3 protein-coding genes are annotated in these 3,284 nt (G+C 64.3%); all 3 read left to right on the forward strand.

The genetic code is table 11. The features are described 5' to 3' along the window. A partial coding sequence (locus ACY693_RS16995) for a UDP-N-acetylmuramoyl-tripeptide--D-alanyl-D-alanine ligase (protein ID WP_462322995.1) occupies positions 1-886 on the forward strand: 886 nt, incomplete at its 5' end. A 2-nt stretch (positions 887-888) separates the two neighbouring features. Next, positions 889-1,971 (forward strand): phospho-N-acetylmuramoyl-pentapeptide-transferase, encoded by a 1,083-nt coding sequence (gene mraY, locus ACY693_RS17000; RefSeq protein ID WP_462322996.1) that lies wholly within the window; start codon positions 889-891, stop codon positions 1,969-1,971. After that, positions 1,968-3,284, forward strand: a 1,317-nt coding sequence (murD, locus tag ACY693_RS17005) for a UDP-N-acetylmuramoyl-L-alanine--D-glutamate ligase (RefSeq protein WP_462322997.1), incomplete at its 3' end; no start/stop codon positions are given. The genes mraY and murD, both read left to right, overlap by 4 nt.

A 3,284-nucleotide genomic window follows, 5' to 3' on the forward strand; every position in this document is an offset into this window, starting at 1 on the left:
CGGCTATATGACCGATATTGCGCGTCCCGATGTTGCACTGATCACCAATGCCGGCCGCGCCCACCTCGAAGGCTTTGGTAGTGTCGAGGGCGTGGCGCATGCCAAGGGCGAGATCGCCCGCGGTCTGCCGACCGATGGCACCTTTGTCGTCATGGCCGATGTGCCTTGGACACCGTTATGGCGGAGGCTCGCCGATGGCCGCCCGCTGCTGACCTTTGGCACAGGTCCGAATGCGCAGATACGCGCGGACGAGAACGCGATCACCCAAACCTGGGATGACGCCGGCTTCCGAACCCGCTTTACGGCACTCATCAACGGCCAACCGCTGGAGATTGCACTGCCGTTGGCGGGCTTACACAACGTGCGCAACGCGCTCGCTGCGATTGCCGGCAGCACCGCCCTGGGTGTCGATCCAGCGTTGATCCGCAGCGGACTCGAACAGCTAATCCCTGTCAAACGTCGTCTGCAGCCGCGACTCAGCAGCACCGGCGCCAAGCTCCTCGACGACAGCTACAACGCGAATCCGGACTCGCTCGCGGCCGCGGTCGACGTCCTCACCGCGCTGCCGTTGCCGTCGGGCGGGCGTCACCTGTTGGTGCTCGGCGACTTCGGCGAGATTGGACCGGACAGCATCGATGTCCATCGCGAGATGGGTGTCGGTGCTCGTGCCGCAGGCGTAAGCGCTGTCTACGCGGTCGGCGAGCTCAGTCATCATGCCGTCGATGGCTTCGGCGAGGGCGCTCGGCACTTTGGCGATCAGCAGGCCTTGATTGACACGCTGCTCGCCGAGACCGGCGGCGCTGATATCCTGCTGGTCAAAGGCTCAAGGATGGCAGCCATGGACCGCGTCGCCGACGCGCTCTGCGCGGCAACGGAGGCACGCTAAAGATGCTGCTGCTCCTGACCGACTGGCTCAGCCAATACCAGAGTGGATTCACGGTCTTCCGCTATCTGACGCTGAGGACCATCCTTGGCGTACTGACCGCGCTGGCCATCTCGTTGCTGATCGGTCGGCCGCTGATCCGGTGGCTGAGTGCCTACAAAGTCGGGCAAACCGTCCGCAGCGACGGCCCGGAAAGCCATTTCTCCAAGGCCGGCACGCCCACCATGGGCGGCACCTTGATCCTGGTCGCGATCGCGGTCAGTACCCTGCTCTGGGCCGACCTGCACAATCGCTTCGTCTGGGTTGTGCTCCTGACCACGTTGGCCTTCGGCGCGATCGGCCTGTTGGATGACTACCGCAAGCTGGTGCTGCGCGACCCCAAAGGCCTGCCTGCGCGCTGGAAGTACTTCTGGCAGACCGTCGCCGGCATGGCCGCGGCGCTCTACCTGTACCTGAGCGCAACCACGGCCGGCGAGACGGCACTGCTGGTGCCCTACCTCAAGGAGGTCAGCTTCCAGCTCGGTCCGCTATTCGTGATCTTTGCCTATTTCGTCATCGTCGGCTCTAGCAATGCCGTCAATCTGACCGATGGTCTCGACGGTTTGGCCGTGCTGCCCTCGGTGATGGTCGCGAGCGGTCTTGGCATCATGGTCTACGCGGCCGGCAACATCGAGATCGCCAATTACCTGAAGATTCCCTATGTCCCAAACGTTGGCGAGGTCGTCATCTTCTGTGGCGCGCTGGCCGGCGCCGGCCTCGGCTTCCTCTGGTTCAACACCTATCCGGCGCAGGTCTTCATGGGTGATGTCGGCGCCCTTGCGCTTGGCGCAGCCCTCGGCGCCGTCGCCGTGGTCGCGAAGCAAGAGATCGTGCTCTTCATCATGGGCGGTGTCTTCGTGCTCGAGACGCTGTCGGTGATGATCCAGGTGGGTTCTTACAAGCTCACCGGCAAGCGCGTCTTCCGCATGGCACCGCTACACCATCACTACGAACTGAAAGGCTGGCCCGAGCCACGGGTCATCGTCCGCTTCTGGATCGTGACAGTGGTGTTGGTCTTGGTCGGCTTAGCGAGTCTGAAGATCCGATGACTGGATATCGCGCACGCAAGGTCGCCGTTGTCGGGCTGGGCAAGACAGGCTTGTCCTGCGCACGCTGGCTGCATGCGCAAGGCGCTGAGGTTGCCGTGTTGGACTCGCGCACCACGCCACCCGCGCTGGCACAACTGCAGTCGGAGCTTCCGGACGTTGCGGTGATCGTCGGTGGCTTCGATCTGACGGTGCTCGCGGCAGCCGACGCGATCGTTGTCAGCCCCGGCGTTCCTCTCGAAACGCCCGCCCTGCAGGCCGCAGCTGATCAAGGTATCCCGATCCTTGGCGATGTCGAGCTGTTCGCGCGTGCTGCTAAGGCGCCCATCATCGCCATCACCGGCTCCAATGGGAAGAGCACGGTCACAACCCTGGCTGGTCAGATGCTCCGGCATGCCGGTCTGGATGCGGCCGTCGGCGGCAATCTGGGCATCCCGGTCTTGGATCTGTTGCGCGACGACGCGGCCTGGTATGTGGTCGAGCTCTCAAGCTTCCAGCTTGAGACCGTCACTAGCCTGCGCGCGTATGTTGCCACCGTGCTGAATCTTTCGGGCGACCATCTGGACCGCTATCGGAGCTTGGCCGCTTATGGCGCTGCGAAGGCGCGCATCTTCGCGCATGCCGAGCGCGCCCTGGTCAACCGCGATGACCCGGTCGCATTGGCACTCGCGAATGGGGTCTCTAGCCAAGTCGGTTTTTCGCTGGGCGAGCCGGTGCAAGAGGTCGACTACGGACTGCGCCAGGTGGGCCAGCAGCTGTGGCTCGCGCGTGGTCATACAGCGCTCATGCCCGCAAGTGAGGTCTTGATACCCGGGCGGCACAACCTGGCCAACGCGCTAGCCGCGTTGGCACTCGCCGAGACCGCAGGCGTCAGCCCGGAGACCAGTTGCGAGGTATTGCGCGAGTTTCCGGGGCTGCCGCATCGCAGCGAGCTGGTTTCCGAGCGACGCGGTGTGCGCTGGATCAACGACTCCAAGGGCACCAATCCAGGTGCAACCATCGCCGCGCTTGCCGGCATCATCGATGACGCTGGATCAGCGTCATCGCCAACACAAGGCCGGGCCGTGCTCATCGCCGGCGGCGACGGCAAGGGCGCAGACTTTTCATCCCTGGCTCCGGTCGTCAGCCGGTGTGCGCGAGCAGTGATCCTGATCGGCCGCGATGCGCCGCTCCTCGAGGATGCGCTGCAGGATTGCGCTCCATTAGAACGGGCAGCGAGCATGGACGAGGCCGTCCGCCTCGCGGACCGTCTCGCTTTACCCGGCGACTCGGTCCTCTTGTCACCCGCCTGCGCGAGCTTCGATATGTTCAGCGAC

It is taken from the genome of Halochromatium sp. (assembly GCF_054919635.1).